Origin of the sequence: Actinopolymorpha sp. B17G11, from assembly GCF_040196095.1 — a bacterium.
Classification (GTDB): Bacteria; Actinomycetota; Actinomycetes; order Propionibacteriales; family Actinopolymorphaceae; genus Thermasporomyces.
The window spans coordinates 22,917-49,899 of the sequence record NZ_JBEFTW010000038.1; the positions used below are offsets into that span (position 1 = coordinate 22,917).

At 66.6% G+C, this 26,983-nt stretch carries 27 protein-coding genes and 1 tRNA gene; 19 read left to right on the forward strand and 9 right to left on the reverse strand.

Going from position 1 to position 26,983, the window contains the following annotated elements:
• The first annotated feature begins 10 nt into the window (after positions 1–10).
• The 8 genes from ABN028_RS28990 (at position 11) to ABN028_RS29025 (ending at position 7,246) form a co-directional block, all read left to right on the forward strand.
• Positions 11–1,129, forward strand: coding sequence for an ABC transporter permease (locus tag ABN028_RS28990; RefSeq protein ID WP_349332335.1), 1,119 nt, complete (start codon positions 11–13; stop codon positions 1,127–1,129).
• A gap of 59 nt (positions 1,130–1,188) precedes the next feature.
• Entirely contained in the window at positions 1,189–2,340 is a 1,152-nt protein-coding gene (locus tag ABN028_RS28995; protein ID WP_349332336.1) for an ABC transporter ATP-binding protein, read from the forward strand.
• Positions 2,341–2,348: 8 nt separating this feature from the next.
• Entirely contained in the window at positions 2,349–3,449 is a 1,101-nt protein-coding gene (locus ABN028_RS29000; protein ID WP_349332337.1) for an ABC transporter ATP-binding protein, read from the forward strand.
• On the forward strand, positions 3,446–3,985 hold the full coding sequence (locus ABN028_RS29005; protein ID WP_349698812.1) for a PsbP-related protein: 540 nt from the start codon (positions 3,446–3,448) through the stop codon (positions 3,983–3,985). The genes ABN028_RS29000 and ABN028_RS29005 overlap by 4 nt, the downstream gene beginning before the upstream one ends.
• A gap of 136 nt (positions 3,986–4,121) precedes the next feature.
• Positions 4,122–4,514 (forward strand): FmdB family zinc ribbon protein, encoded by a 393-nt coding sequence (locus tag ABN028_RS29010; RefSeq protein WP_349332339.1) that lies wholly within the window; start codon positions 4,122–4,124, stop codon positions 4,512–4,514.
• A gap of 63 nt (positions 4,515–4,577) precedes the next feature.
• A protein-coding gene (locus ABN028_RS29015; protein ID WP_502877684.1) for an IS5 family transposase occupies positions 4,578–5,466 on the forward strand; the annotation gives its coding sequence in 2 pieces (ribosomal slippage) (positions 4,578–4,939 and positions 4,938–5,466; 891 coding nt in all).
• 179 nt (positions 5,467–5,645) lie between these two features.
• Entirely contained in the window at positions 5,646–6,476 is an 831-nt protein-coding gene (locus ABN028_RS29020; RefSeq protein ID WP_349332153.1) for an S-methyl-5'-thioadenosine phosphorylase, read from the forward strand.
• Entirely contained in the window at positions 6,473–7,246 is a 774-nt protein-coding gene (locus ABN028_RS29025) for an SAF domain-containing protein (RefSeq protein ID WP_349332152.1), read from the forward strand. Before ABN028_RS29020 ends, ABN028_RS29025 begins: the two co-directional genes overlap by 4 nt.
• A gap of 93 nt (positions 7,247–7,339) precedes the next feature.
• On the opposite strand, the gene ABN028_RS29030 is transcribed toward ABN028_RS29025, so the two are convergent.
• On the reverse strand, positions 7,340–7,708 hold the full coding sequence (locus ABN028_RS29030; protein ID WP_349698813.1) for a hypothetical protein: 369 nt from the start codon (positions 7,706–7,708) through the stop codon (positions 7,340–7,342).
• 26 nt (positions 7,709–7,734) lie between these two features.
• A complete protein-coding gene (locus tag ABN028_RS29035) occupies positions 7,735–8,751 on the reverse strand; it encodes an LLM class flavin-dependent oxidoreductase (RefSeq protein ID WP_349332150.1) in 1,017 nt (338 codons plus the stop codon).
• Positions 8,752–8,878: 127 nt separating this feature from the next.
• Here ABN028_RS29035 and ABN028_RS29040 point away from each other — a divergent pair, with 127 nt between their 5' ends.
• Complete coding sequence (locus ABN028_RS29040) at positions 8,879–9,673, forward strand: aldo/keto reductase (RefSeq protein ID WP_349332149.1); 795 nt, start codon at positions 8,879–8,881, stop codon at positions 9,671–9,673.
• Positions 9,674–10,004: 331 nt separating this feature from the next.
• Complete coding sequence (locus tag ABN028_RS29045) at positions 10,005–11,504, forward strand: hypothetical protein (RefSeq protein WP_349332148.1); 1,500 nt, start codon at positions 10,005–10,007, stop codon at positions 11,502–11,504.
• A gap of 150 nt (positions 11,505–11,654) precedes the next feature.
• On the opposite strand, the gene ABN028_RS29050 is transcribed toward ABN028_RS29045, so the two are convergent.
• Positions 11,655–12,374 carry a helix-turn-helix transcriptional regulator gene (locus ABN028_RS29050; RefSeq protein ID WP_349698814.1) on the reverse strand — a complete coding sequence of 240 codons (720 nt, stop codon included), beginning with the start codon at positions 12,372–12,374 and terminating at the stop codon, positions 11,655–11,657.
• Between the two features lie 80 nt (positions 12,375–12,454).
• A complete protein-coding gene (locus tag ABN028_RS29055) occupies positions 12,455–13,120 on the reverse strand; it encodes an alpha-ketoglutarate-dependent dioxygenase AlkB family protein (RefSeq protein ID WP_349698815.1) in 666 nt (221 codons plus the stop codon).
• 120 nt (positions 13,121–13,240) lie between these two features.
• Here ABN028_RS29055 and ABN028_RS29060 point away from each other — a divergent pair, with 120 nt between their 5' ends.
• From ABN028_RS29060 to ABN028_RS29070, 3 genes are all read left to right on the forward strand, one after another.
• Positions 13,241–14,020 carry a phytanoyl-CoA dioxygenase family protein gene (locus ABN028_RS29060; protein WP_349698816.1) on the forward strand — a complete coding sequence of 260 codons (780 nt, stop codon included), beginning with the start codon at positions 13,241–13,243 and terminating at the stop codon, positions 14,018–14,020.
• Between the two features lie 35 nt (positions 14,021–14,055).
• Positions 14,056–14,979: a D-isomer specific 2-hydroxyacid dehydrogenase family protein gene (locus ABN028_RS29065; protein ID WP_349698817.1), complete on the forward strand. Its 924-nt coding sequence runs from the start codon at positions 14,056–14,058 to the stop codon at positions 14,977–14,979.
• 72 nt (positions 14,980–15,051) lie between these two features.
• Positions 15,052–15,124 (forward strand) — tRNA-Arg (locus tag ABN028_RS29070).
• Between the two features lie 33 nt (positions 15,125–15,157).
• Here the strand turns inward: ABN028_RS29070 and ABN028_RS29075 are convergent.
• The 3 genes from ABN028_RS29075 to ABN028_RS29085 form a co-directional block, all read right to left on the reverse strand.
• A complete protein-coding gene (locus ABN028_RS29075; protein ID WP_349698818.1) occupies positions 15,158–15,400 on the reverse strand; it encodes a hypothetical protein in 243 nt (80 codons plus the stop codon).
• Positions 15,401–15,438: 38 nt separating this feature from the next.
• Positions 15,439–15,831: a hypothetical protein gene (locus ABN028_RS29080; RefSeq protein WP_349698819.1), complete on the reverse strand. Its 393-nt coding sequence runs from the start codon at positions 15,829–15,831 to the stop codon at positions 15,439–15,441.
• Positions 15,832–16,034: 203 nt separating this feature from the next.
• Positions 16,035–17,021, reverse strand: coding sequence for a LacI family DNA-binding transcriptional regulator (locus tag ABN028_RS29085; protein ID WP_349698836.1), 987 nt, complete (start codon positions 17,019–17,021; stop codon positions 16,035–16,037).
• A 70-nt stretch (positions 17,022–17,091) separates the two neighbouring features.
• On the opposite strand from ABN028_RS29085, the gene ABN028_RS29090 reads away from it, so the two are divergent.
• The 6 genes from ABN028_RS29090 (at position 17,092) to ABN028_RS29115 (ending at position 24,662) form a co-directional block, all read left to right on the forward strand.
• Complete coding sequence (locus ABN028_RS29090; RefSeq protein ID WP_349698820.1) at positions 17,092–18,639, forward strand: alpha-N-arabinofuranosidase; 1,548 nt, start codon at positions 17,092–17,094, stop codon at positions 18,637–18,639.
• Positions 18,636–20,606 carry an ABC transporter substrate-binding protein gene (locus tag ABN028_RS29095; RefSeq protein WP_349331425.1) on the forward strand — a complete coding sequence of 657 codons (1,971 nt, stop codon included), beginning with the start codon at positions 18,636–18,638 and terminating at the stop codon, positions 20,604–20,606. Before ABN028_RS29090 ends, ABN028_RS29095 begins: the two co-directional genes overlap by 4 nt.
• Before the next feature lie 77 nt (positions 20,607–20,683).
• Positions 20,684–21,694 carry an ABC transporter permease gene (locus tag ABN028_RS29100; protein ID WP_349698821.1) on the forward strand — a complete coding sequence of 337 codons (1,011 nt, stop codon included), beginning with the start codon at positions 20,684–20,686 and terminating at the stop codon, positions 21,692–21,694.
• A gap of 7 nt (positions 21,695–21,701) precedes the next feature.
• The gene (locus tag ABN028_RS29105) at positions 21,702–22,559 is read left to right on the forward strand and encodes an ABC transporter permease (protein ID WP_349331423.1); all 858 of its coding nucleotides are present in this window, start codon (positions 21,702–21,704) and stop codon (positions 22,557–22,559) included.
• A 1-nt stretch (position 22,560) separates the two neighbouring features.
• Entirely contained in the window at positions 22,561–23,640 is a 1,080-nt protein-coding gene (locus tag ABN028_RS29110; RefSeq protein ID WP_349331422.1) for an ABC transporter ATP-binding protein, read from the forward strand.
• Between the two features lie 104 nt (positions 23,641–23,744).
• Positions 23,745–24,662, forward strand: coding sequence for an ABC transporter ATP-binding protein (locus ABN028_RS29115; protein WP_349698837.1), 918 nt, complete (start codon positions 23,745–23,747; stop codon positions 24,660–24,662).
• A gap of 459 nt (positions 24,663–25,121) precedes the next feature.
• Here ABN028_RS29115 and ABN028_RS29120 read toward each other — a convergent pair whose 3' ends face one another.
• Complete coding sequence (locus ABN028_RS29120; RefSeq protein ID WP_349698822.1) at positions 25,122–25,832, reverse strand: alpha/beta fold hydrolase; 711 nt, start codon at positions 25,830–25,832, stop codon at positions 25,122–25,124.
• A gap of 305 nt (positions 25,833–26,137) precedes the next feature.
• The gene (locus ABN028_RS29125; RefSeq protein ID WP_349698823.1) at positions 26,138–26,959 is read right to left on the reverse strand and encodes an SCO6745 family protein; all 822 of its coding nucleotides are present in this window, start codon (positions 26,957–26,959) and stop codon (positions 26,138–26,140) included.
• Positions 26,960–26,983: the final 24 nt, after the last annotated feature.

A 26,983-nucleotide genomic window follows, 5' to 3' on the forward strand; every position in this document is an offset into this window, starting at 1 on the left:
GTAACTACAGATGGCCATGGTTTCCGAACCCACGCACGACGTGACGGCGGCTCCGATCGAAAAGGGCAGCGACGTCGGCGAGGTCTCGCAGTGGCGGCTGATGGCGAGACGTTTCAAGCAGAGCAAGCTCGCGGTGACCGGCGGCCTCATCCTGCTGGTGATGTACGCGATCGCGCTCCTTGCTCCGTTCCTCTCGCCCAACGACCCGACCGCCGTCGACTCCAATCTCAAGAACGCCGCACCGTCGAAGCTCACCTGGGACGGCGGTCTCGCCATCTGCGGGCAGACGCAGACACTCAACGAGGAGAACTTCACCTTCGAATACAAGGTCGACTGCAACAAGGCGTCGAAGGTCGAGTGGTTCGGCAAAGGCTACGAGTACAAGATATTGGGCTTGATCCCCAGCGACCGTCACCTGCTGACCGCGAAAGAGCCGTCCAAGCTGATGCTGTGGGGTGGCGATATCGACGGGCGTGACGTCTTCAGCCGAACCCTCGCCGGGTCCCAGGTCTCGTTGACCATCGGGCTGTTCGGCGTCAGCGTCGCGACTATCCTCGCGGCCGTCATCGGCACGATCTCGGGCTATTTCGGCGGCCTGGTGGACAACCTGCTCCAACGGGCGATCGAGATCATCCTGTCCGTGCCGACGCTGCCCCTGTGGGCGACGATGGCCGCGGTGCTCCCCCGAGACATGACCGTGACGAAACGGTACTTCCTCATCACCATCATCCTGTCGCTGGTGGCGTGGGCAGGCCTCGCCCGCCAGGTGCGCGGAAAGGTGATGGCGTATTCGAGCGCCGACTACGTGGCCGCCGCGCGCGCGGCGGGCAGTGGGCACAGCCGGATCATCCTGACGCACATGGTGCCGAACTCCGTCAGTCACCTCGTGGTCGTCACGATGCTGGCGATTCCTGGGACCATCATCGCCGAGACCTCACTGTCGTTCCTCGGCATCGGCATGCTGCCGCCGGCGGTGAGTTGGGGAGTCCTGCTGCAGGACGCACAGAAGATTCAGGTCGTCACGCAGTATCCCTGGATGCTCATTCCCGCGGTGGCCGTCATTCTCGCGGTGACGTGTTACCAGCTCCTGGGTGACGGAGTCAGAGACGCGGTGGACCCCTATGGCTGAGGGTTCGTGGGGCGGGCAACCGGCACGATCCACCGGCGCTAGGAGGCAGGGAAGTCCAGATGAGTGAGGCGACCATCAGCACACCCGACACCGAGATGTCCACGGACTCGGTGGTCAGCGTCCGCAACGTCCACGTCGAGTTCCCGACGCCGGTCGGAGTCGTGAACGCCCTCAACGGCGTCAGTTTCGATGTGCCGCGGGGCAAGGTTCTCGGCATCGTCGGCGAGAGCGGATGTGGCAAGAGCGTCACCGCACGGGCGATCCTGCGGATCATCGAGAAGCCCGGACGGATCGTCAGCGGCGACATCCTGTTCCGGCCAAGGCGCCGCCGGTCCGGCGGATCGCGGCCCTCTCCTGCGGCTGGCGCGTCCGGGCAGGTCGACAACGATGCGGACAGCAGCGAGATCGTCGACCTGACCAGCCTCGATCCGGGCAGTCCCGAGATCAGGAGTATCCGCGGCCAGGAGATCTCCATGATCTTCCAGGAGCCGATGACGTCGCTGAATCCCGTCTACACGATCGGCAACCAGATCGAGGAAGCTGTCCTGCTCCACCAGACATCGGATCGCGCCGAGGCACAGAAGAAGGCCGTCGAGATCCTCCGCCGGGTCGGCATGCCCAACCCGGACCGCATCGCACAGAGCTATCCGCACCAGCTCAGCGGCGGCATGCGGCAGCGCGCGATGATCGCCATGGCGCTCTCGTGTACGCCCACACTGCTGATCGCCGACGAGCCGACGACCGCCCTCGACGTGACGACCGAGGCGCAGATCCTCGAGCTCATGCGTGAGCTCCAGGAGTCGTTCGGAATGTCGATCATGTTCATCACCCACAGCATGGGCGTGGTGGCCCAGCTCTGCGACGAGGTCGTGGTGATGTATCTGGGTCGAGTCGTCGAGCGGGCACCGGTCGACGACCTGTTCCACGACCCGAAGCATCCCTACACGGTGTCCTTGCTGCGTTCGATCCCGCGGATCGGCGTGAACCGCGGAGCACAGCTCGAGGTGATCAAGGGATCCGTTCCCGATCCGTACTCCAAGGTGCCGGGCTGCCCCTTCCACCCGCGGTGTCCCAGTGCCATGCCGGGCCTCTGCGACACGGTGTTGCCCGAGGAGACGGCGATCGCCGACAAGACCGACCACAGCGTACGGTGCCATCTCTACCCCGGCAGCACACCGGCCGAGGTGGCGTCCGCGACGACGGCCAAGTAGGAGGAATCGTGGGCGAGACTCCGCACAATCAGAAGACGCTGCTCGAGGTCAAGGGACTCAAGAAGCACTTCCCCATCAAGGCTGGCTTCTTCAAGCGCACCATCGGCCAGGTGAAGGCCGTCGACGGTCTCGACCTCTCCATCGCGCGCGGCGAGACGTTCGCGGTGGTGGGCGAGAGCGGCTGCGGCAAGAGCACGTCCGGGCGGACGATCCTGCGCCTCGAGGAACCCACCGAGGGCGAGGTCATCTACCACCACGACGAGCTCGGGGCGATCAACGTCGAGAAGGCCGATTCCAAGCTGCTCAAGCGGATCCGGCCGGAGATGCAGATCATCTTCCAGGATCCGTTCTCCTCCCTCGACTCCCGCATGACGGTCGGGCGGATCATCGCCGAACCTCTGGTGATCAACAACATGTTGCGTGGCCGTGAGCTGCGCGACCGGATCGCCGAACTGCTCACCGTGGTCGGTCTTCGTCCGGAACACGCGAGCAGGTATCCGCACGCCTTCTCCGGCGGCCAGCGTCAGCGCATCGGCATTGCCCGCGCGCTTGCCCTCAACCCGAAGCTGATCGTGTGTGACGAGCCGGTGTCGGCGCTGGACGTCTCGGTCCAGGCGCAGGTGCTCAACCTGCTCGAGGACCTGCAGGACAAGTTCAACCTGACGTACCTCTTCATTTCCCACGATCTCAGCGTGGTCGAGCACATCGCCGACCGCGTGGCGGTGATGTACGTCGGGAAGGTGGTCGAGGTCGGCACCACCGACGACCTCTTCTACAACCCGAAGATGCCTTACACAGAGGCGTTGCTGTCCTCGCTGCCGCAACCGGATCCACGCAAGCGGACCCGGCCGACGCTGCTCGCCGGCGAGGTTCCCAGCCCGGCCAATCCGCCCAGTGGGTGCTATTTCCACCCGCGTTGCCCGTACGCCCAGGAGATCTGCAAGACCGAGGCGCCACCGCTTCGTGACGTTGGCGGAACGCACTTGGCGGCCTGCCACTTCGCCGACGAACTCTCACTCAAGGGCACGACCCGACTGACGGAGATCAAGGCGCCCGAAGTCGTCGCCGCGGCGGCTGCTCAGGAAGCAACACAAGGGACACCATCGTGACTGGAACCGTACGCACGGGACGCCCCCGATTCACCGGCGTCACCACCTACAAGGACCCCCTCGGACGGTTCTCGTTCCGGTATCCCTCGGACTGGAACGAGTTCGAGCTCGCCGACGACCGTGAAGGCGTGATGTACGCCCCCGAGGTTGGGGAGTCGCCGCAGACCTACTTCGCGGCCTGGATCACCAAGCTCGACGAACGCGTCGTCGCCGAAGACCTGCCGACCCTGCGGGAGGGCATCGACGCCGGCCTCGAGCAGCTCACCGGCTGTGAGATCGAGACCGAGAAGGACGACGTCCTCGGCAATCTCGTGAAGCTCGAACGCGTCTACCGGTTCGACGACGAGGGGACCGTTCGGCAGCGCCGGGTATGGACGTTGTACGTCGATACCTGGCGGATCGTCCTGGTCTGGCAGGGCTGCACCCCCGACGAGTACGCGTACTGGCTTCCGATGGGCAACTACGCCTTCGCGACGTTCGACCTGCCGGAAGCGCTGTGGTTCGCGACCGACCGGGACCTGCGCGCGTTCGACTGACGGAGCCGGGCCGCGAGGGCCGGGGAGAGCGTCCGGAAGGGGCTGCCGGCGCTTAGCAGTCAGGTGCCGGGAGTGCTAATCTTTGCTGCGTTGGCCGCCGCCCTCGGACATGGCGGCGATGTTGACTGGAGGAGCAGTGCCGACCTATCAGTACGCCTGTGTCGACTGCGACGAGCAGCTCGAGGTCGTCCAGAAGTTCACCGACGATCCGCTCCGCGAGTGCCCCACCTGTGCCGGCCGGCTGCGCAAGGTCTTCAGCGCCGTGGGCGTGGTCTTCAAGGGGTCGGGCTTCTACCGCAACGACAGCCGGTCCGACGGCCGTGGCAAGAAGTCGTCCGAGTCCTCGAGCTCCAACGGCGAGTCGAAGTCCAGCGACTCCTCGTCCAGCAGCGGATCGTCGGACGCCTCGTCGAGCGGTGGCAGCAAGTCGAGTGACGGCAAGTCCGGTGACAAGGCGACCAGTTCATCCTCGTCGGGAGCCTCCAGCTCCAGCTCTGCGACACCGAGCAAGTCGGGCTCGGCTGCCTAGGCCCTAGAAGGACTAGGGCGTGTCTCCTAAAGATGTGGCGTGTGGTCGGCCAGTATTGGTTTCATGATCCGTTCAGGTGTGATCGACGATGGTTTGTGGTCTGTGATCGAGCCGGTTCTTCCTTGTGGGGATGGGCGTCAGGGGCGTCCATGGAATGACCACCGGTTGATGTTGGAGGGAATCTGCTGGCGGTTCCGGACCGGCTGTCCGTGGCGTGACCTGCCAGCGGAGTTCGGGCCGTGGCAATCGGTGTGGAAGCGGCACCGACGGTGGTCTGCCGACGGAACCTACGACCGGATCTTTGCCGCGGTCCGCCTCGCGTGCCCGGATGCGGCGGGTGCGAAGGACATGAGGCGGCTGTTGAGTGCGGACTCGACCAGCGTGCGAGCCCATCAGCACGCCGCCGGCGCCCCCGGCCTAAAAAGGGGCTGAGTCGAGTTACAAGAATCTGCCGGCCGAGCCTGATGATCATGGCTTGGGGCGGTCTCGGGGCGGGTTCACCACCAAGGTCCACGCGCTGGTCGACGCCGACTGCCGACCGATCACGCTGCTGCTCAGTCCCGGGCAGGCCGGCGACAACCCGATGCTGGCGCCGCTGCTGACCCGGCACCGGCTCTATGACCGCCGACCGTTCCGGCTGCTGGCCGACAAGGCGTACTCCCATCCGTCCACACGGTCACACCTGCGGGCGTTGAAGATCCCGCACACCATCCCCGAACGGATCGACCAACTCGGCCGCCGCAAGGCCAAGGGGTCAGCAGGCGGCAGACCCGCCAGCTTCGACCACCTGATCTACAAGTGGCGCAACACCGCCGAACGAGGCTTCAACCGACTCAAGCAATGGCGCGGCATCGCCACCCGCTACGACAAGTACGCCATCACCTACCTCGGCGGACTCACCCTCGCTGCCGCCATCCTCAACTACCGCCAGGGTTTAGGAGACACGGCCTAGCCGCGAGCGATGGCGACCACGTTGACAAGCTAGCCGCCTGCGACGGAGCCACCCTCCACACCGCCGCGATCAACGAGCGCTGGACGCTGCGTACTGCCAGATTTTGTCCACAGGTGCCCGATCGGCTGCGAATGTGGACAACTCGCTCGGGGTCCACCGAATTTCCCTAGCCTCTCCGCATGACCGCATCTCCCCCTTCCTCGCCGCCCCCGCGGGCGCAGATCGGCGTCATCGGCGGCTCCGGTTTCTACGCCTTTCTCGACGACACCACCGAGGTCGCCGTCACGACGCCTTACGGTGAGCCGTCCGATCCACTGGTCGTCGGCACCGTCGGCGGCCGCGCTGTCGCGTTCCTGCCGCGGCACGGGCGCGATCATCGGCACCCACCCCATCGGATCAACTACCGCGCCAACCTCTGGGCACTGCGGTCGGTCGGCGTACGACAGGTCCTCGGTCCGTGCGCGGTCGGCTCCCTGCGGGCCGACCTCGGCCCGGGCAGCGTCGTGGTCCCCGACCAGTTGGTCGATAGGACGTCGGGCCGGATCCAGACCTACTACGACACGGGCGCGGTCCATGTGAGCTTCGCCGATCCGTACTGTCCCGACGGTCGCCGGGTCGTCCTCGACGCCCTCGACCGAACGGGCTGGCGAGCCACCGGTGGCGGGACGATGGTGGTGATCGAAGGGCCGCGGTTCTCGACCCGCGCCGAGTCCAGGTCGTACGCCGCGGCGGGCTGGTCGCTCGTCAACATGACCGGGCACCCCGAAGCTGTTCTGGCGCGCGAGCTCGGCCTCTGCTACACCGCCATCGCCCTGGTCACCGACCTCGACGCCGGTGTCACCGAAGGAGAGGGGGTCAGCCAGGCGGAGGTCTTCGCGCTCTTCGCCACCCACCTGGACCGCCTGCGCAAGGTGCTGTACTCCGTGATCCCCGACCTCCCGTCCGTGCGAGCCTGCCCGTGCGCCACGGCCCTCGACGGGCTGCCGATCCCGCTCACCCTGCCGGAATGATCGACATGCTGACGACCAGACGGTTCGGGCGCGACCTGCGCCGGGCGGTGTCGTGGCACCGGCGGCTGCTCGCGGCAGGGCTGGCGGCGGCCGGCATGGCGGTGGCGCTCCACCTGACAGAACCCGCACCGGCGCCGACCGCCACGGTGCTCGCGGCGGCACGCGACCTGCCCGGCGGCGCCCGCCTCGCCGACTCCGACGTTCGCACGGTCGCTCTCCCCCGTGACGTCATACCCGCCGGCGCCCTGACGCCAGGCGATCCACGCACCGGGCGGATCCTGGCCGGGCCGGTCCGCGCGGGTGCGCCCCTGACCGATGTCGACCTGGTAGGCCCCGGCCTTCTCCACGACCGGTCCGAGGGCGAGTTGGTCGCGGCCCCTGTGCGGGTGGCCGACGCTGGCGCACTGGCCCTTGTCCGGGTGGGTGACCGGATCGACCTGCTGGCCGCGGAGACCGATGCGGAGGACGCCGGGTCGCCGGCCCGGTACGTCGTGCGCGAGGCGAGAGTGCTCGTGCTCCCCGGTACGGGAGACGGGCGGCTGGCTGCCGGGAACGGAGACGGTTCGGGTGCGAGCGGCGGTGACCTGTCCGGCGATCTGCTGTCGGGTGACTCCGCGCTCGCGGGTGGCGGAGGTGGGGTGGGTGGTGGTTTCGGTGCCGAGGGCGGTCTCGTTGTCGTGGCGGTGCCGCCGGAGGTCGCCGCCGACCTGGCGCGGGCTGCCGTGACCGCTCGCCTGTCCCTGGTGCTGCGCGGTTCCCCCACCACGTGACCCGCCTTGGGCGTCACCGGGTCACGTGAGCGGCGGACGCGAGGGGCCTGCGCCGGCGGCTGGTGGCGAGGTCGTCGGGAAGCGCGTGGGAGGTCAGGCGCCGTGGTGGGGTGGTACGTCGGCCCGCAGTCGCTCGTCGTCATCGTCCCCGCGATCGCCCCAGGACGCCGGATCGTCCTCGGCCGCCCGGGCCGGAAGCAGCGGTCCGATCCGGTCCGGCGACACCGACGATCGCGTCACCCGCTGGCCCCCCGGCTCCGGGTCACTACGGTCGTCCCGCTCGTGGACCCGCTGGCCGCCAAGTCCGTCGGCCGGCTCCGCACCCGACTCCACACTCGACTCCGCACCCGACTCCACACTCGACTCCGCACCCGACTCCACACTCGACTCCGCAAACTCCGCACCCGACTCCGGGGCAGTTCCGTCGTCCGGCCCGTCGGCTGGGTACTTGGCTGGCGTCATCTCTCCAGTCTCTGTCCCGCTCGCGCTCACTGCCAGGCCTTCGCGAGCAGTTCGAAGCTCCGGAGCCGTTCGTCGACGCCGTGGGTCATGGACGTGATCATCAGCTCGTCGGCGCCGGTCGCCGCCACCAGCTCCGCCAGTTCGGTTCGTACCCCCTGGGGGTCGCCTACCGTCGGCCGGCCGGGCGAGGCGGCGAGGATCTCGCGCTCGGCAGTGGTCCACGCGTGCGCCGCCGCTTCCTCCGGGCTCGGCAACGCGCGCGGTCGGCCCGCGCGCAGCGAGACCTGCGCCAACCGCGCGGGCTGGGCCTGCCGCTCGGCCTCTTCGGCGGTGTCGGCCACGAACGCTGCCTGCGTGACCATCGCGTACGGCCTGTCGAGCACCTCGGACGCCCGGAATGCGCTGCGGTAGAGATCGAGCGCCGGCAGGGTGTTCCGGGCGCTGAAGTGATGAGCGAACGCGAACGGCAGCCCGAGCGTGCCCGCGACCTGGGCGCTGTAGCCGCTCGACCCGAGCAGCCACACCGCCGGCGACGAGAGTGCCGCCGGGGTGGCTGTGATCCGTAGAGTCCGCGCTTCTTCCCGGGTCGGGTCACCGAGGAGCGCCAGCAGGTCGTCGAGTTCGCGCGGGAAGTCCTCTGCTCCCAGTCCTTCCGGCGTACGACGTAACGCTGCCGCGGTCGCCTGGTCGGTCCCGGGAGCACGACCGATCCCGAGGTCTATCCGACCCGGATGCAGCGCCTCCAGCATCGCGAACTGTTCGGCCACCACGAGCGGAGCGTGGTTGGGCAGCATCACCCCGCCGGAGCCGACCCGGATACGGGACGTGCGGGTCGCGACATGGGCGATCATGACCGCCGGGCTGGTCGAGGCGATCCCGGGCATGTTGTGGTGCTCGGCGACCCAGTAGCGGTGATAGCCCAGCTCCTCGACCCGCCGGGCGAGCGAGACAGAGGCATGGAGCGCGTCGCTCGTGGTCTGGCCCGACCCGACGGGGGCGAGGTCGAGTACGGACAGCGGAACGTGCGCGACGTCGGTAGCCACGCCGGTGCAAACCTGGACGTCCCCACTGTTGTTCCCGACTCAACGGCGGACCGGATGCGGCCAGCGCCGGGCGGCGCCGCGACCCCTCACTTGGCAGCCGCCCGGTCGACGGGGTAGGACCTGACCCATGACTAACATCGGCCTCACCTCCGACCTCGTTGCCGCCCTTCCGGGCGGCGGGCGCATGCCGCTCCTCGGTTTCGGCACCTGGCAGCTTCGCGACGACGAGGCTCGCAACTCCGTGCAGACGGCCCTGGAAATTGGCTACCGGCACATCGATACCGCGACCGGATACCGCAACGAGTCCCAGGTCGGCGCCGCGTTGCGTGACAGCGGCGTACCCCGCGACCAGATCTTCGTCACGACCAAGATGCCGCCGGACCACGTGGGACGCGAACGCCAGACGCTCGAGGAGAGCCTGGAGAAGCTTGGTACGCCGTACGTCGATCTGTGGCTCATCCACTGGCCACCCGGTGGAACGGCCGGGGTCGACTCGTGGCAGGTCTTCGTCGAGGCGCAGAAGCAGGGCCTGGCCCGTGCCATCGGCGTGAGCAACTACTCCGTGGCGCAGGTCGACGAGCTCATCGAGGCGACCGGGCAGGCGCCCGCGGCGAACCAGATCAAGTGGAGCCCGTTCCAGTTCGACCGCGGCGTACTCGACGCGATGCGCGAACGCGGAGTGGTGCTCGAGGGCTACAGCCCGTTCCGGGCGGCGCGGCTCGACGACCCGGCCCTCGTCGAGATCGCCGGGGCACACGGCAAGACCGCCGCGCAGGTCATCATCCGTTGGCACGTCCAGCATGGCATCGTGGTGATCCCCAAGTCGGCCCGACGCGAACGCATCGAGTCCAACGTCGACGTACTCGACTTCGAGCTGACCTCTGCCGAGATGGCTACGATCGACGGCCTGAGCGAGAGTTAGACGCAGCTCGCGAACGCCTGACCAGGGCCGACGGGCGAACCGAGGGGCCCTCCATGACGCGTGCCACCCGCACAGTGCAGCATGGGGGCCTGCCGATGCGGCCCGAGGACCGGAACGGGACCAAGACACGCCACCCCTGGCCGTGGTACGCGCGGGGCAGGCACCGCCGACCCAGCCGGCGGCGTCCCGTGAATCGTTCCTAATCGGAAAATTCACCGCAGAAGGCGTAACTTCCCCCTTAATGACTCGTTCCTCCAGCACACAAGGGAAATAACGCCAGGGCCACAAGAGTGCCTTGGGGGGCATGGCAATTTCCGCATAGTGGAGGGACGTGACAGCGTCGATGGTGATGCGTGGACCGGGGTCGTCCCCGGAAAAGCTCATCCGAGCTGGAGCATGGGCAGGACGTGCCGCGGTCGTCGGCGCGAGCCTTGCCGTGGTGTCGGCACTTGCCGCGGCTCCGGCTGCAGCCAGCGCGGGCGGCGGCAATGGCAGTGACATCGCTGCTGGAGAGACGGTCAGCCGCGCGCAGGCCAACTCGTTCAACGTCAGCGTGGGCGGACAGGTTGCCGGTAGTGGCGGTTACCTCTCGGTTAATGATGGCGCGTTGGAAACTGTGAAGGGTGTCAAGGCGCCTGAGCTGCCGATGATCGGTGATCAGCAGGTCGCGCTCGTCGGTGCACTCGGACAGGACGCCGCCACGACTCCCAATGGGTACGCCGCCGCATGCGCGGGCGTGGTCGGTGCCAACGGTGTCGTCCAGCTCGGTGCCAACAATGGCTGCCTGGTCAGTGGCGATGGCCAGATCCAGGTGTCGCTCGGGACGCTCGACGCGCTTGGCCTCACCGCCCTGCTGGGTGGAGAGCTCCCGGGTCTTCCGGCGCTGCCGAGTCTTCCGGCGACAGGTGACCTGACCGACGGTCTCGCCGACGGCCTGCTCAGTGGCCTCGGTGGCAACCTGGCGTCGACCGGTGGCCTCCTGCCGGCGGTTCCGTCGACCGGCGACCTGACCGGAAACCTGCCGTTGACCAGCACGCTGCCCATTCCTGGGGTGCCTGACGTCGAGTCTCCGGACCTGGCGCTGCCGGACCTCAGCCTTGGGGAGCTTCCCGCCCTCGGTGGCCTGCCGGCCCTCGGCAGCCTGCCGACCGGTGGTCTGCCCGACATCCAGCTGATGGTGGTCGGCAAGTCGATCACGGCCAACTGCCTGTCCACGCCGAGCGACACGTTCGGCAAGGCCAGCCCGGTTGAGGCCCAGGTCGTCGCGGTGGTGAACGGACAGCAGATTCCGGTGGCGAGCGTTCCGCCGGAGGGCCTGGACCTGAACCTCACCGACGTCCTGTCGAAGGTTCAGAGCCAGCTGCCGGTCGAGGTCACCGGTGTTCTCGACCAGGTTCTCGCCGCGGTTCCGGCTGACCAGCTCGACGCGGTGCGCCTCGCCAACCTGCAGGTCGGCGAGCAGACCGCCAAGGCCGGACAGATCAGCGTGACCGCCCTCGGTGTCGAGACGGGTTACCCGGGTCTCGTCGACCTGGAGCTCGGCAAGGTGGACTGCGGCAGCAACGTCGCTGCTGTGTCCGAGCCGGGTGTCAAGGCCGGCGCGGCAGCTCCGCAGGCCGGTGCTGGTGCGCAGGTCGAGGCCGACGGTGCCGGTGTGAAGGCCGGTGCTGAGGCTGGCGGAGTCAAGGGCGAGGGTGCGGTCAACGCCGACCTGGCACCTGCGTCCAACAAGGCGCCGCTCGCGACGTTCGGCTGGGGCGCTGTGATCGCGCTCATGCTGGCTGGAGTCGGCCTCGCCGGCTTCAAGCTCCGTCGCCTGATCCGGCACTGACGACCTGACGGTCGTCACAGCAGAATCCGAGCGCTTCGGCGCTTGACCGCCCGCCGGTCGGTGTGGGGAATCCCTCCCTCACACTGACCGGCGGGCTTCTTCTTGCCACCGGGCCTTCCACTCGTTCCGGCGCCCTGTGCTCGACCGGGATCAGGAACGCTGCGGGCCGCGGAGGGTTCCAGGTGACGCGCCCGTCGCCGCTTTGACGTGACGGCTCAGGTGGCTCACCGAGTCGTACCCCGTCAACTCCGCGATCGACTGCAGCGTCAACGTGGAGTTGCGCAGGTAACCCATCGCGTGTCGCAGCCGCACCGCATGGAGGTACGCCCTCAGGGTGGTGCCACGGAACCTCGCGAAGTACGCACGGAGCCCCGACGGCGACACCCCCAGCTCGGCGGCGATGTCGGCGATCCGGATCCGGCTGGCGAAGCGTTCCTCGACAAGGCGTTCGGCCTCAGCCACCAACCGCTCCCCGGAGGGCACGTCCACAGTGGCTCGGGCCCGCCGCAGCCGCAGGTCCAGCTCGGCGAGCAGGAGACGAGCCATGTCGTCGCGATCCGGTCCCGGGTGCGCCACCTCCTGGGTGAGAGCGTCGAAGATCCGGCCGAGCGAGCGGTCACCGTCGTCATAGCACACCCGCGGCCAGGCCTGGCTCGCTGGCGCCTGCACCTGGATGTGCCGGTTCGTGTAGCCCGCGTCGGTGTACTCCGCGTGCGGCACTCCCGGCGGGGTTACCAGCACCGTGCCAGGCATCGCGTCGTACCACTCCTCACCGATCGGACAGCGCACCCGCCCCTGCAGGTAGTAGACGAGCTCCCAGGAACCGTGCGCGTGGACGGGGAAGTGCCGCCCGCGGGGAGCCACGTGCACGCCCGCTCCGAGGAGTCGGGGGGCATCGTCGCTCGCGCTGCTCCCGGCCCGCGCGCCCGCGTTCGTTCGACGTGGAGGCATCAGCGCAGACCCGACTCGCGGATGGTGATGTTCAACCGGCCGTGGCCCAGCCCGATCTCCCCACCCACGCCGTCGGGTGGCTGCGGATTGACCAGTCCTCTGGGTACGCCGTGGAACGCCAACCGCGACGGGCCGCCGAAGACGAACAGGTCGCCGGACCGGAGTTCGACGTCGGTCCACGGCCGGTTGCGGTTGCGCGTGTTGCCGAACCTGAAGATGCACGCGTCACCGAGGCTCAGCGACACCACCGGAGCCAAGCTGCGCTCGTCGCGATCCTGGTGAAGGCCCATCCGGGCGTTGTCGTCGTAGAAGTTGATCAGCGCGATGTCGGGTTGGTAGGCCTCCGCGGCCGCCGGATCGTCGTACGCCTCCCCGACCGCGCGTCGAGCCAGCTCCCCCAACCAGTCCGGGAACTCCCGTACCGGGCTGCCGTCGTCGACGGTGCGGGAGTAACGGTAGGGGACCCAGTGCCAGCCGAGACAGACCGTGCGTACGGACATCACGCCACCGCTGGGCAGCCGCGTCGCCCGCATGCCGGCCGGACCGGTGGCCCACTCCCGGCACGCCTGGACGAGTTGCCGCTGGGTGTCCAGGTCGAGCCAGTCAGGGACGTGGACGGCACCCGGGGCGATCTTTGCCTGGGATCGCGGGAGCAGCGCGGACATGGCCCTAGCTTGCCCAGATCTGGCGTTCTGTGCATAGGGCTCGTCGCGTCCTGCATGGCCCGCGGGCCCGTCCCTGGCGATAATTTCGGCGAGGAAGGTGTGTGGAAGGAGCGAACGCCCATGGACATCACCGCCGCCCTACGCGAGCTCGGCGTAGCAGAGGACACGCTCTCGGCCGAGGAGAAGGCAGCTCTGGACCGCAACGGATTCCTGCCCCTGTACGGGATTCTGACGCAAGGCGAGGTCGACAAGTTCAATGCTCGACTGACCGAACTCACTGCCGCCGAGGGCGCCGAAGCAGGTCTGGAGGTACACCAGGAGGAAGGCACGGACAGGTTGGCCGATCTGGTCAACAAGGACCCGATGTTCGAGGTGTGCCTCTCCCATCCTCGCGTGCTCGCAGCGATCCATCACGTCCTGGGTACGTTCAAGATGTTCTCTCTCAACAGCAGGGCGGCGCTGCCTGGTCAGGGACTTCAGGGCCTGCACACCGACTACGGCGAGCCGGTCCAGCCGGGCGACTACCGCGTGTGCAACTCGATCTGGCTGCTCGACGACTTCACCGCCGAGAACGGCGCCACCCGGGTCGTGCCCGGGTCGCACCTGGGCGGCGTACTCCCCGGCCAGGCGATGGCCGATCCCGCGGACGACCACCCCGACCAGGTGCAGCTTCTCGCACCCGCCGGTACCGTCGTGGTCTTCAACAGTCACCTGTGGCATGGCGGCACCCTCAACAGCTCCGACCGGCCGCGGCGGGCGATGCACTCGGCGTTCTGCCGGCGGGACATCCCCCAACAGCTGGACCAGAAGGCCTATCTGCGGCGTTCGACGTTCGACCGGTTGAACTCGGCGCAGCACTATCTGCTGGACGTGACCGAGGTCGACATCAAGTACCCGTGAGCGGCCGCCCGGAGCTGGGCCGAGATAATGGTCAGATGACTGACGGAGCGCGCACTCGGAAGATCTACGTCGGCCCCCGAGCGACGCCGGAGCTGATCGAGGCGGTCAAGAACGCCGGCGGCGAACCCACCGAGACGAGTACCGCCGCTGAGGCGATCGTCTGGTGGGGTGGCTCGCCGGCCGAGTTTGCCGAGGTCGACCACGAGGGCATCCGGTGGGTGCAGCTCCCATCGGCTGGGGTCGAGTCGTGGTTCGCCGCCGACATCTTTCGTACGGGCAAGATCTACTCGAGCGCGGTCGGCAGCTACGCCGAGACCGTCGCCGAACAGGCACTCGCGCTCATGCTCGCCGGCGTACGGCAGTTGCACACCTTGGCGCGTGCACAGACCTGGACGCGGCCCAACGTCGGGACGCTCTTCGACAAGACGGTCGGCATCGTCGGATGCGGCGGGATCGGGCGGGCGCTTATCCCGTTGCTCGCGCCGTTCCGGGTGAGGGTGCTGGCGATCACCCGATCGGGAACGCCCGTACCAGGCGCGGCGTCGACCGTCACGCCGGCAGGGCTGGACGGCGTACTCTCCGCGTCGGACGTCGTAGTGATCGGCGCGCCTGCCACCGCTGAGACCCAGGCGCTGATCGGGGAACGGGAGCTGGCGCTCATGCAGCCCCACGCGTGGCTCGTCAACATCGCGCGCGGATCGTTGATCGACACCGACGCCGTCGTGAAGGCACTGGCGGCCGGGACGATCGGCGGCGTCGGGCTCGATGTGACCGACCCCGAACCACTACCCGACGGCCATCCATTGTGGAGCGAGCCGCGGGCGCTGATCAGCCCGCACTCGGCCAACCCTTCGCATCTGCTGATGCCTCGCCTGGCCGAACGGGTGGGCGAGAACGTACGTCGGTACATCGCAGGTGAGGAGCTCGTCGGCGTGATCGAGGTCGAGCGCGGCTACTGAGCGTCGGCACGTAGGCGTGCCCGACGCCGGACCGGGGCTGGTTCATCGATACGCTGGGCCAGCGCCGAGCCAGCCCTCGTAGCTCAGGGGATAGAGCAACGGTTTCCTAAACCGTGTGTCGCAGGTTCGAATCCTGCCGGGGGCGCTTGAATTTCCGCAGGCCAGGCAAACACCCAGTTCAACCGGCATCCGCGCAGGTGGAAAGAACGAGCTGACCCCCTTCAGCCGGTTCAGTGATCGGCAGGTAGCCGCGTCCAGCTGACGCGGCGTCACGAAGTTGTAGGTCGGCGTCGAAGTCGATGACCTTCTCGCCGGGTCGGGTGTAGACGAAGACGACTCGCCGAGCCAGTCGCCACGTGACGAACCCGGGGGTGGAGGTGAAGTTCTGGAACGACACGTACGCCTCGGAACCGCCAGGCACTGCCAGGGTGAGCGGAGTGTGTCGTGCAGGCTCGCGCCTCAGCGAGTCAGCGGTTGATCCACTGTTGCATGTGCCGGGGTAGCGGTCGCTCGGCTCAGCAACGGCCTGGCCGACGATGTGCAGGCCAAGGGCCAGCTGGCCTGATCGATGACGTCGCGAAGGTACTGCAGGGCGAGTTTTTGGGCCTCGTGGTGGCGCTCGATCGCCGCTCCGGTGTCGTCGAGCCATCGGCTGTAGATCTTGGCGCTGGCGGTGAGTGCCTGGCCGGCCTCGTGCCGGTCGTAACCGCAGAGAGTTGCCCGAAGTTCGCTCGCCTCATGCGGCGCGATGAATTCGAATCGACGAACGCCGCGACGTGACGCCCCCACCCGTGCGGCAGCCAGAGTGGCCGCATCCATCACGGCCCACACCTTCCGCGGCGCCTCGATCACCTCCTCGCCGTAGACAGGCTCCCGCCGAGGCCGCGGGGCGCGGGCGCACGCACCTGTGGCGTCAGAGCCTTCCGCGCATGTCCAGATGAGGCAACTAACCCTCTACACGCGCACTTTGGATGAGTCAACGCGTACTCTATGCACCTCCTGTGTATATCGATACAAGAAGGATGCCGGTGGCAACGATGCCGCAGCGGACGGAGTTAGCGGGTGGACTCTCGCTCAACGACAGAGCACGCCCCCACGATGCTTCTGCCGGGCCCGGTGAATCCCTTCATGCGCTCGACCAGCATGCCGAGCGCCGCTGCCACGAGGTCCTCGTCGTGGGGATCGATGGACGTCAGGCTGGGTACGGTGTAGCAGGAGTCGGGGAGGTTGTCGAAACCGACCACCCGCACGTCGCGCGGGCAGTTGAGACCTGCCTCGGCAAGGCCCCGAAGCACACCGTACGCGACGCTGTCGGTTGTGCAGACGACACCGTCGAACGAGGTACCGGCCGCCACCATCGTGGCGATTGCGACCGCCCCCGTGCGCAGCGGAGGGGCGTCGGACGCCCCGACGACGAGCGCCGGGTCGATGGGCAGTCCGGCCCGGGTCAGGGCGTCGACATACCCCTGGGTGCGCAGCGTGACCATGCGCTTCGCGGTCGTCAGACTCCCACCCGCCATCGCGATCCTTCGGCAACCGCTGTCGAGCAGGTGTTGGGTGGCGAGGCGCGTGCCCTCGACGTTCGCCATCGCCACGTGATCGACGGCGGGGTCGGACATGCTCTCGCCAAGAAACACAACGGGAAAATCGGCGCGCACGCCATCCGGCAGCCGCTCGAGTTGGTTGGCGTTGATCAGCAAGCCGTCGTAGAACAGTGGCGACCGCTGCCAGGTCGCGGCCTCGCCGTTCCGGTCGCCGCCCGTCGCTTCGATCGCCACGTGGTAACCGAGCGCCGCCGCCTGGGCCGTGACCGTGCGGGCAAGGTTGGCGTTGTATGCGTAGTGGATGTGGCCGACGGCGAGCCCGATCGCCCCCACGCGTCCGCGACGGAGCGCCCGAGCGGCCAGGTTCGGCTGGTAGTCGAGCTCGGCCATCGCGGCCAACACGCGCGCCTTCGTCTCGTCGCGCACGTACCGATGCCCGTTGACGACGTGCGAGACCGTCATCGGCGACACGCCGGCAAGGCGAGCCACGTCCGCCATCCCTGCCACCACACGAGTATACGAAGCCCAGCCCCAGTCCAGTTCGTCACGTCCACCCCCAGGAGAGCCTGTGTCGCACCTACGCGCCGTCATCAATCTCGATGTGGCCGGCCCCACCGTGAGCCGGCACCTGTACGGCCACTTCGCTGAGCACCTCGGGCGGTGCATCTACGGCGGCATCTGGGTCGGGGAAGGCTCGGGCATCCCGAACGTTCGGGGAATCCGCACCGACATCGTCGAAGCACTGCGGGGAATTGCGACTCCGAACCTGCGGTGGCCCGGCGGATGTTTCGCCGACGAATATCACTGGCACGATGGCGTCGGGCCACGCGAGAGCCGTCCGTCGATGGTGAACACCCATTGGGGAAATGTGGTCGAGAACAACCACTTCGGAACTCACGAGTTCATGGATTTGTGCGCGCAACTCGGCACCGAACCCTACATCAGCGGCAACGTCGGGTCCGGGACCGTTCGGGAGATGGCCGAGTGGGTCGAGTATCTGACCCGCAGCGGCAAGGCCCCGATGTCGAAACTGCGCCGCGAGAACGGTCGGCCCGATCCATGGCGCGTGAAGTTCTGGGGCATCGGCAACGAGACGTGGGGCTGCGGCGGCAACATGCGAGGTGACTACTTCGCTGATCTCGCCCGTCAGTACTCCACCTACTGCCGCAACCACGACGGCAACGTCTTGTACAAGATCGCCTCCGGTGCGCGGAGCGACGATTACTCGTGGACGCAGTCCCTGATGCAGACCATGGGGGACTATGGCTGCGGCTGCAACCCCAAGCACTACTTCGACGCCGTCTCGTTCCACTACTACACGGGCCTCACGAACCGCAAGCACGGAAGCGCTACCGACTTCACCACCGACGAGTACCTTGAGTCGTTGGCCAACGCCTGGCGTGTCGAGACCATGATCGAGCGGCATAGCAACGTCATGGATGTCTACGACCCCGATGGCCGGATCGGCCTTGTGCTCGACGAGTGGGGAACGTGGTGGGCGGTCGAACCGGGCACCAACCCGCGTTTCCTCTACCAACAGAACGCCCTTCGCGACGCGCTGATCGCCGGCCTGCACTTCGATGCCTTCCACCGCAACGCGCAGCGGTTGATCATGGCGAACATCGCCCAGACCGTGAACGTGCTGCAGGCCATGTTGTTGACCTTCGACGACGTGCTGGTCAAGACCCCGACCTACCACGTCTTCGAGATGAACAAGGGACATCACGACGCCGCCCGGCTCGACGTCCACCTGCTCGATGCCACGCCGACCGAGCAGTACAACGACAGGACGGTGCCGTTGGTCACCACGACGGCGACAGCGAAGGAGGACCACGCACTGATCTCGCTGACCAACCTCGATGCCGAGGCTGACCACACCATCACCTACAACCTGCGCGGCGGTGACCCGTCCGGCGTCTCCGCGCGGATCCTTCACGCCGACTCCCTGCAGAGCCACAACACGCCGGAACGCCCCGATGCCGTGGCACCCACCACATTTGACGGCGCAAACCTCTCGCAGAACACGCTGACAGTCACCATCCCGGCACATTCATTTGTGACGGTCCGGTTGGCGACCGGACGCAGCAACCCATCCGAATCGGAGGAACAACAATGACGTATCCGATTACCCGACGCGGCTTTCTGGCAGCGGCATCCGCCGCAGCAGCGGCCTCCGGACTAGCCGCCTGTGGAATCGACCGCGGCGACCCGACGAAGGGTCCCGGCGAGGCGCCGGCGGACAATGCTCCAGCGGCCAACGGCTCGAAGGAAGTCGCCCCCGGCGTGCAACGCAAAGACTGCCTGATCTTGGAGAACCCCGGCGGCCGGATTGCACCCGCGGACGACTTCAACCGGTGGCGACCCGGAATGACCGGGGCATCGACCGGGCTCCAGCAGATCGGCCTCGACGCCCTGTGGTACATCGATCCCGACGCTGGTGTGAACGGCGTCTGGGACAACGCCTGCGCTGCCGACAAGCCGATCTACAACAGCGACTTCACCCAGATGACCGTCAAGCTGCGGGAAGGGTTGATGTGGAGCGACGGCGTCGAATTCACCGCCGAGGACCTGCATTACACCGTCGACGTGCAGATGAAGAACGACGGGTGGTCCTACACCGGGCAGTTCAAGGAAAATGTCGAGAGCATGGACATGCCCGACAAGTACACGGTGGTCTTCAATCTCAAGGCCCCGAACTCGCGGTTTCATACCTACTTCACGGTGCGCTGGGCCGCCTGCTTCATGATGCCCAAGCACATCTTTGAAGCCGAATCAAATCCGTTGGAGTTCCGGTTCAATCCGCCGGTCAGCCTGAGCGCGTACACGCTCAAGGATTTCGATCCCAACGGGGACTGGTACCTGTGGGAGAAGCGCGAGGACTGGGACAAGACGTCGATGGGCCTCATCGGCGAGCCGGGCCCGCCGTACGCGATGTACATCGCGCCCGGACCCAGCGACAAGCGCGTCATCTCGCAGATGCAGAAGAACCTCGACGTGATCCACGACATCACCCCCGAGGGCCGGATCCAGCTGGCCGAGGACAATCCGACATCGGTGGGCTGGTTCAGCGACTTCCCGTGGGCACATCCCGACCCCACCCTGCCTGCGGTGCTCCTCAACAACGAGAAACCGGGCTTGGACAAGAAGGAAGTCCGGTGGGCGCTCACACTGGCGATCGATATTGTCCGCGTCTCCATGGCCTCCTATCGTGGCGCGGCGACCATCTCGGCCATTCACGTCCCGCCGACCGGGCTGTACCCGAAGTACTACTTCGATCCGTTGGAGAGTTGGCTCAACGAGTTCTCGATCGATGTCGGTGGGAGCGCCTACAGGCCCTTCGATGCTGAGGCAGGCAACCGGATCGCCGAAGAGGCGCGCAAGACACTTGGTGACCTTGTGCCGACCGATCCGGGAGAGATCAAGACCGCACTTGGCAGCGGGTGGTGGAAGCACGACCTGGAGACAGCCGAGCAACTCATGCTGGCGGCCGGGATGCAGCGCGACGGGGACACCTGGGCGCTGCCGGACGGTTCGCCGTTCGAGGTTCCGGTACTGAGCGCCGCCGAGAGTAATCCGACGATGAACCGGGCGGCATCCATGGTGGTGGAATGCTGGAATGAATTCGGCATCAAGACCCGCCACGTCGCCACCGACGACTCGGGTGATCTGGTCGCGTTGGGCGACTTCTCAGCAGCGATCGGCTGGACGATCGAAACCTGGGGCGGCCACCCCGATCTGTTCTACTTCCTCCAATCGTGGCATTCGCAGTTCTACATCGAATCCGGGAAACGGGTCGTCGGCAAGAACTCGATGCGCTGGAAGAATCCTGAACTTGATCGGATCATCATCGAGATCCAGAACTCCGACTTCGATGACGAGGTAGGTGTCGAGCTAGGAATTGAGTTCCTCAAGCTGGCTGCCGAAGAGATGCCGATCATCCCCTTGATGAGTTACAACGTGTTCACCGTCTGCGATACGACATTCTTTGAGGGCTTCCCAACCTCGGAGGATCCTTACACGAACCCTGTGCCGAACTGGGCGAATACGAAGTACATGTTCACCCGGGTGAAGCCCAAGGGCTGATGGTTGAACCACCGTCCTCCTGGTGCGGCAGCAAGAATCGTCGCACCAGGGGGGCGACTACGCCATAAGGAGGGCGGATGCGGTCATTTTTGTTGCGCTATTTGGTTCCGCGGCTTGTGCAGTATGTCGCCGTGATCTTCATCGGCGTCACGGTGACATTTATCATTCCGCGGCTGGCGCCAACCAATCCGGTGGAATCGCAAATCGGATTGATGACCAGCAGTGGCCAGTCGGTCGATCCAACGGCGATCGAACATCTGCGGGAATCGCTCACCGAGATGTACGGCCTGTCGGGCAGTCCGATCGAACAGTACTTCGCCTTCTGGGGCAGACTGTTCAGCGGCGATCTGGGCCCATCGCTGTCGAGCTTCCCGACGCCGGTGAGTGAGCTCGTCGGGCAGGCTATGCCCTGGACGCTGGGGATCGTGGTGGCCGCTGCGCTGATCACCTGGATCCTGGGCAACATGCTCGGAGTGCTGGCGAGCTACTATCCCAACAGCCGGGCGCTCGGCGTGGTCGACGTCACCAGTCAGGCCGTCCGCCCGATCCCGTACTACGTGGTCGCCATTGTCTTACTGGTCGCCTTTGCCCATGTGCTGCCGTTCTTTCCCTTCGCCGGTGCCTATAGCCGTGGCGTCTCCCCGTCGTTGACGCCAGCCTTCATCGCCGACTACCTCTATCACGCCACACTCCCAGCGCTGACGTTGATCATGGTGGGGTTCGGCGGCTGGTTCCTCGGGATGAGGGCGTTGACCAGCAACGTCATCTCCGAGGACCACGTCGTCTACGCCGAGACGGCGGGAATCCGGCCCCGACGGGTGCTCTCGCACTACGTCACCCGGAATGCGATGTTGCCGCAGGTCACTGGCCTGGCAATGGAGTTGGGGTCGGTGTTCTCTGGTGCCTTGATCATGGAGGTCGTCTTCGGGTATCCGGGGATCGGCACGTTGAGTCTGCAGGCGGTACAGCGGAACGACTACTCGTTGATGATGGGGGTCACGCTCTACTCGATCATCGGCGTCGCCACGGCGGTGTTGATCATCGACCTCCTGTATCCGCTCCTCGACCCGCGCGTTCGGTACCAGTGAGGCGATCATGATCAAAGTCGTCAAAGACCTCGTCAAATACGACCGCCGGTTCCGTGTGGCCGCCGTATTCCTCAGCTTGACTGCGATCATGGTGCTGCTGTCCTTCGTGTCGCCGTACAAGCCCAATCAGACTTTCGTAGTGACGCTGGATGCTCCGCCATCGTTGGAACACCTGTTCGGGACCACCTCTCGCGGCCAGGATCTGTTCTGGTGGATGACCCTCGCCGTACGAAACTCGTTGTTACTCGGCATCCTGACCGCCGCGATCAGCCGCGTGATCGCCATCGCGGTCGGACTGGCTGCCGGCTACCGCGGTGGCTGGGCCGACCGAGTGCTGATGTCGGTCAACGACTCCTTTGTCGTGATGCCGTTGCTGCCGATCCTGATCTTGTTGAGTTTCTTGTTTCGGGGGCAGCTCAACGTCTACTTCCTGGCGCTGTTACTGGGGATATTCGGCTGGCCTTGGGACGCCCGGCTGATCCGTGCCCAGACGTTGAGTCTGAAACAACGCGCCTTCACCCAGACCGCGGTGTACACCGGCGCGAAGACGTGGCGGATCACGCTCACCGAGCACCTCCCCTTTGTCCTGCCAATCGTTTTCGCCACCTCGATCAACAACATGTTGTGGTCCATGGGAATGGAGGTCACCTTGAGTGTCCTCGGCCTGTCGGATCTGAGTCGGCCGACGATCGGCACCTCGTTGTACTGGGCGAACCAACACGGGGCGCTCGTTGCCGGGACCTGGTGGTGGATCGGAGCCCCCGTTCTGGTGACCATGGTGCTCTTCGTCGGTCTGTACATGCTGATGTCGAGCGTCAACGAGTACATCGATCCCCGCACCCGCCTTCGTCTCATCGGAGCCTGATATGGAGCCCTTGCTGAGGGTCAAAGACCTCAAGGCGTACTACAAGACCGAGGCCTACGGCGTCTCCCGAACGGTGAAGGCTGTCGACGGGGTCTCCTTCGATATGTATCCCAACGAGATCTACGGTCTGGCCGGCGAATCGAGTTGCGGTAAGACCACGCTGATCAAGGTGATCTCGGGCAACGTCAAGAATCCGCTGCGCGTGGTCAGTGGACAGGTGCAGTTCACCGCCGACGGCATCGATCGCGACATCGGGACGATGACGCCAGACGAACTGCGCACGACGATGCGGTGGAAGCGGATCTCGTATGTGATGCAGGGATCGATGAGCGTGCTGAACCCGGTACGCAGGATCCTCCGCACATTTGCCGACATCGTCGCTACTCATCGGGGCATCGGTAGTCGTCGGGACTTCGTGGAGGAGATCAGCGCCCACGTGGCGCGGCTCGGCCTGCCGCCTGAGGTCCTGCAATCCTTCCCGCACCAGCTCTCCGGTGGCATGCGACAACGGGTGGCGATCGCGCTGGCGACGCTCTTCCAGCCGAACTTGATCATCGCCGACGAGCCGACCACGGCCCTCGATGTTGTGGTGCAGCGCGGTGTGCTGCAGTTGCTCAAGCAGATCCAGTCGGAGAGTCGCAACACGGTCCTGCTGGTGACCCACGACATGGCGGTTCACGCCAATGTGGCCGACCGCGTCATGATCATGTACGCCGGTCGCATCATGGAGGAGGGCGTCACCGAAACCATCTTCCAGGCCCCGCGGCACCCCTACACCAAGCACCTGATCGGGTCTCTGCCGAAGATCGGGGAGCGTACCCACCGGGTATCTCTGCCGGGCAGGCCGCCGAATCTCTCCGACCCGCCGTCCGGGTGTCGTTTCCATCCGCGCTGTCCGGTGGCCATGGACGTGTGCCGGGAGGTCGTTCCCGAAGTGCTCCAACTCGCCGATCGGCACCGGGTCGCCTGTCACGCCGTTGCACAAGAGGAGGGCCTCCCGTTGCCCCACCCCGAGTTAGCGACAGCCGCTGGACGTGCCACGGACGTCTTCGATTCGACCCGGACGAGGGCCGACCAGTGACCGCCACCGAGTCGCCGTCCCCGCTGTACGAGGTGGACCGTGCCGTCGTCACCTTCCGTCTCGGCTCGCTGCTGACCAGTAGCCGACTCGTCGCGGTCAATGACGTGTCGTTGAGTCTTGCGGCCGAGAAGCCCGAGATCTTCACGCTGGCAGGGGAAAGTGGTAGCGGGAAGACGACGCTGGCCCGTGTCCTGCTGGGGGATCAGGAGGCGTCGAGTGGTGAGGTGAGGTTCCAGGGCAGGCGGGTGCAGGAGGTGATCAAAGCAGGCGGTCACATGGCCTTCATGCAGGAGGTGCAGCCGGTCTTCCAGAATCCGTTCGAGACCTTCAACCCGCTGCGTCACGTCCAGGAATATCTGATCGACACCGCTGTGAACTTCCGGGTTGCGAAAGACCGCAAACAGGCCGCTGAAGCGGTGGATGAAGCGCTGCGTACGGTCGGCCTGAGTCTTGCCGAGATTCAGCAGCGCTACCCGCACGAGCTGTCGGGTGGGCAGTTGCAGCGCGTCTCGGTAGCTCGGGCGTTGATCCCCAAACCGAAGGTCATCGTCGCCGACGAGCCCGTCTCGATGGTCGACGCGTCCTTGCGAATGGAGATCGTCAACGTCTTCAGGCGGCTGCGAGACGAGGAGGGTGTCACGGTCATCTACATCACCCATGACCTCGCGACCGCGTATTACGTCTCGGACCGGATCGCCATCATGCTGCGGGGGTTCGTGGTCGAATCCGGTCCGGTGGAGGAGGTCCTTGATCAGCCCGCGCACCCCTACACCCAGCTGCTCAAGGAGTCGATCCCGGAACCAGTGCCGGAGGACAAGGAGTCCTGGACCCGACACATCACCCTCGGCGCAACCGAGATCGGCGAGTTCAATCAGGCCGGCTGCAAGTTTGCCAGCCGCTGCCCTTCCGTGATGGAGAGGTGTCGGCTGGCCAACCCGCCCGATTTCGCGGTCGGGCACCGGCTCGTAAAGTGCTACCTCTACGACGGGGAAGGCGAGCGCGATCGATCAGGTGAGCCGTGATCGCGGGGATCAGCCGGTGTCTAGTGTCTCGTGACGCGGCGAGGCCGGCTCGTCGGGCTAGGCGGCCACAAATTGGCCGCACTGCACCGCCAGAAGACGCCAAACGATCAACACCAGCGTGATGCAAACTGCCAGGTGAACGGTCACCCAGGCGAGAGCGGAAGGTGCCGTGATCCCCTTCGGCCGCTGGGGCGTTGACGATCCGACTGCCCTGCCATGGGAACTTCGGGAGCGTGCTGGACAGCACGACTTTCTCGACCGCAGTCCAGCCATCTTGCGTAGGCCTCGCGGCCTGGGTCAGCGCCCTCGATGCCGATCACTGGGGGCCAGGCCTCGAAGAAGTGCTCGGCGATGACACGTCCGAGCACGGCGGTGGTTGCGGTCTGGATAGCCTGGGCCATCTGGTTGGCGGCGACTTCGGAATTCTTGGCATACGCAGCCATCGGCTCGTGGATTCGGTCACGGCGAGGTGAGGAACTCGATCGCGGCCGCGCGGAATTCGGCCGAGATGAGTGCCCTGTAGTGATCACCGGGCACGACAACGTACGTTGCTGCGGGGAGTGTTGCTGCGATGTGATCGACCTGGGTGTCCTCGGCGCCGGCGACGATCAGGGTCGGGATGTTGGGTGGGTCGACGGCTGGGTCGAACGAGTCGGCGGCGAGTGCCTCGATGAGCCACAGCAACGTGTCGCGGTCGAGTCGGGGTATGGAGACCCACTCGGCGAGCCGGGCGTACTTCGGATCGGGTGGCGCGATCTCGCCGCGGGCGACCGCGCCGAGGAGATCGACATCGACGCCGGCGTGGGGATTGGTCGGGCTCATCCCGCCGAGGACGAGGCGGCGCACATGGCCGGTCGCAGCCAGGGTCCAGGCGAGCCGTGCGCCGAGCGAGTAGCCGACCACATCGACCTCCTCGCCGATGGCGTCGATCGTCGCGACCATGGCCGCGACAATGGCGCCGACCGACACGGCGCCCCGGGCCACGATAGGGCCGGAGCCGTGACCGGGCAGGTCGACCGCGATCGCCCCGCGTCCCGCCGCGGCCAGCGCTTCCGGCCAGCCGGGCTCAACCCAGTCGAGTTCGGCGCTCCGGGTGAAGCCGTGAATCAGCAGCACCGGGCGATCCCCGGGGAAGGTGTAAACGGGCAGTTCGAGGCGCTCATTGGTCACGTCATTTTCTCCTGTTCCCGATCCGGGCCACCTTGCGGGCGGCCGCCTTCCATGGTTTGTCGAGGCCGTCACCAGCGGGAAATGGCATCGAGAGCTGCGGAGATGGGTTCCACGTCCGCGATCAGTTTGGTCGAGGTCACTCGGCTCCAGGCTCTCGTACGGCAGCTTCAGCTTCGTGAACTCGGTGACCAGGGGGCTGCCGCCGCTGTGCGCGACGGGGTTGATCTTCGACACTTGACCCGCTCCGCTCCGCCCTTCAATCTGGTTGCGAGGACGACGGGGAAGAGTGGTCCGCGTGGCGGGACCTACCGGGAGCCGGCAGCGTCGAGCGCTGCGGAGATGGGCTCGAGGTCCGCGAGGAGCTGGTCGACTTCGCACGGCTCCAGGCTGTCGTACGCCGGTGCGTCGGCGACGTCGGTGAGTGACTCGATCCACTCCCTGATCTCCCGGCCGGCGTCGGTGAGCCGGCTGGCGGCGTCGATCAGGCCGCGGGCCCGCATCCCGTCCATCACCGCCGCCAGCTGGGCCGCGGGGAGGTGCTGCAGCCTGCCGTCCTTCGTTGCGGGGATTCCCTCGGAGAGCGCGCGCAACACGTGAGACTCGGTGCCGCCAACGCCCGCGATGACCAGGGCGGCGTTGTGACCGTCGCCGCGGGATTCGCGGAGCAGGGTGGCCGCGTGCCAGAGCCGGGCCACCGGCTCCTCGGGTACCGGGAGCGTTCGGAGCCCGGAGTAGAGGATCCTGCCCTCGGTCGGGGCGCTGGTAGCCGCCTTGGTCGCGAGGTCGGCGGCGCGCACCAGACCGGGGCTATCGGCGAGGTCGCCGAGGATCCGCCGCAGCGCCGCGACGCTGCCCTGCTCGCGAGCGGCGAGCGCCGCCTCGGGACTGGCGATGTCCCAGACCCGGGGGATGTGGCGGGCGACCTCGCCGTCGGCGAAGTTGTAGAAGACCGCATGGACCACCTCGGCCGAGACCCGGCCCAGCGGTGCCGCCCGTCCCGCGAAGTAGCCGTCCCAGTAGTTCCGGTGACCGAGCGCCATCAGCGCAGCGGTGGGCTCGTCGGCCTGGTAGGCGACCAGATGGATCGGATCCACGAGCCGCTTCAGGCGGCGGACGGTGGACTCCATGGGTTCCTCCTCTGTCGAGCCGGG